This window comes from Pseudomonas sp. KB_15 (genome assembly GCF_052114525.1).
In the GTDB taxonomy this organism is placed as follows: Bacteria; Pseudomonadota; Gammaproteobacteria; order Pseudomonadales; family Pseudomonadaceae; genus Aquipseudomonas.
In genome coordinates this window covers 1-1,978 of record NZ_JBFREX010000099.1, presented here as the reverse complement: position 1 = coordinate 1,978, position 1,978 = coordinate 1, and the positions used below count along the sequence as shown (strand labels likewise).

The 1,978-nt window shown below is 59.9% G+C and carries 3 protein-coding genes; 2 read left to right on the top strand and 1 reads right to left on the bottom strand.

From position 1 onward, the window contains the following. Positions 1–176: 176 nt before the first annotated feature. Positions 177–617, top strand: a complete 441-nt coding sequence (locus tag AB4Z35_RS29845; protein ID WP_007987990.1) for a CBS domain-containing protein — start codon at positions 177–179, stop codon at positions 615–617. A 127-nt stretch (positions 618–744) separates the two neighbouring features. On the opposite strand, the gene AB4Z35_RS29840 is transcribed toward AB4Z35_RS29845, so the two are convergent. Continuing rightward, complete coding sequence (locus tag AB4Z35_RS29840) at positions 745–1,368, bottom strand: glutathione S-transferase family protein (protein ID WP_442101135.1); 624 nt, start codon at positions 1,366–1,368, stop codon at positions 745–747. Between the two features lie 236 nt (positions 1,369–1,604). On the opposite strand from AB4Z35_RS29840, the gene AB4Z35_RS29835 reads away from it, so the two are divergent. After that, positions 1,605–1,978, top strand: a 374-nt coding sequence (locus tag AB4Z35_RS29835; RefSeq protein ID WP_442101134.1) for a hypothetical protein, incomplete at its 3' end; no start/stop codon positions are given.

Genomic DNA, 1,978 nt, shown 5'->3' with positions numbered 1-1,978 from the left:
GTCCGCCATCGCGAGCAGGCTCGCTCCTACAGGGGGGTGTTGGCCGGAAATGCGAGGTTTGCCGAAGAAAAACCGCCGAATGACGTTTTTTGCGCGTTATCTGCCGCTTTCGCCCTTGCCCTGAGCGCTTGCGTCTACGATTCTTCAAGAACAACGACAACACCCGAGTAACCACCATGAAAACCGTCGCCCAACTGCTCAAGCTCAAAGATCAGAAGAATCAGGAAGTGCACCAGATCAAACCCGATCACATGGTGCTCGAAGCGCTGATGAAGATGGCCGAGAAAAACGTCGGCGCCTTGTTGGTGGTGGAGAATGATGAAGTGCTGGGCATCATCAGCGAACGGGACTATGCACGCAAACTGGTGCTGCACGGCCGCTCTTCGGTGGGCACGCCGGTGCGCGACATCATGGTGTCGCCAGTGATTACCGTCGACACCCATCAAACCGTGGAGACCTGCCTGGGCATCATGTCCGATAGACGCCTGCGTCACCTGCCGGTGGTGGAAGGCGGCAAATTGATTGGGCTGCTGTCGATCGGTGACCTGGTCAAGGAAGCCATTGCCGAACAGGCGGAACTGATCAAGCAGCTGGAACAGTACATTCGCGGGGAATAATTCGACACGCCGAAAACCAATGTGGGAGCGGGCTTGCTCGCGAAGGCGGTGTGTCAGACATCATTAATGCTGTCTGACACACCGCCTTCGCGAGCAAGCCCGCTCCCACATTTGGTTTTCAGTGTTCTCAGGCCGGCCAATGCCGGGCGAATACCGGTGCCAGCGCCGCGTGGCGGTCGATGCGTTCCAGCCAGGCGAAAAACCCCGGCCGGGCACTGCGCAGATGTTCCCGACTGCCCGCCCATCGCGAGATCACCGCCGTCAGTACATCCAGGGCCCTTGGCTTCTCGCTGCCCAGATACAACTCGCCCGAAAACTGATCGGCAAACACCTCCCAACTCCAGTGCAGGCGCCGGCGGGCGCCCTCCATGAGGTTCTGCCTGGACGACTCATCCGCCTCGGCCAGCCAGCGTTCGGGGTAATCGATGATGCCGATGGCCGCATAGCAATTGCTGACGATGTACGCCATGCCGCGAATGGCCTGGGCCCGCTCGGCCGGGTCTGGCGGCAACAACCCCGACGCGGGAAAGGTCAGCCCGAGGTGAATCAGGATCGCCGCGCTCTCGGTCAGGACGCCGCCATCGGGCAGCTGCAAGGTCGGAATCTGTTTGAGCGGGTTGAGTTTCTCCAGCGCCTGGGCCGCCTCCGCGGAGGTCTCGACATCGATGAAGCGATAAGGAATATCACAGAGTTCAAGGGCGGCTTCGATGGCCGCCGCCCCGGAGTTCTGATAACCGTAGAGCTGGTACATAAACGTCTCCTTTCACACCGCGACCCCCGCAGTGCCGCATCAAGCTATCCAGTGTAGAAGCCGCCACCCGCCACACAGCGGCCATCCGACGACCGCACCATCACGCCCACACGGGGCATGACGCGGGTCCTATCATTGCCGTCGATGTTCACCATCATCTCAATGAAGTTCTCATAAAAAATCCCCGGCGTAACATCTGCTCCATACCAACCCATTACACCCCGGAGCACACCATCATGAAACGCCAAACCCTTCTCAGCATCGCTTTCTCGGTTTTCGCCGTTAACGCTTTCGCCGCCACATCTGCTCAACCTGTGGTCGCTGAAGGCGGCTCGGATCGTCTGATTGAAAGCCGTGTAGCTGAGGGTGGTTCCGATCGTCTGATCGAGAATCGAGTGGCCGAAGGTGGTTCGGATCGCCTGCTGGAAAAACGCGTTGCCGAAGGCGGTTCCGACAAGCTGCTGCAAAACCGCGTCGCCGAAGGCGGTTCCGACAAGCTGCTGCAAAACCGCGTCGCCGAAGGCGGTTCCGACAAGCTGCTGCAAAACCGCGTCGCCGAAGGCGGTTCCGACAAGCTGCTGCAAAACCGCGTCGCCGAAGGCGGTTCCGA

Excerpts from the sequence above, each read along its gene's own strand:
- AB4Z35_RS29840 (WP_442101135.1), bottom strand. The coding sequence starts at position 1,368 with ATGTACCAGCTCTACGGTTATCAGAACTCCGGGGCGGCGGCCATCGAA.
- AB4Z35_RS29845 (WP_007987990.1), top strand. The coding sequence starts at position 177 with ATGAAAACCGTCGCCCAACTGCTCAAGCTCAAAGATCAGAAGAATCAG.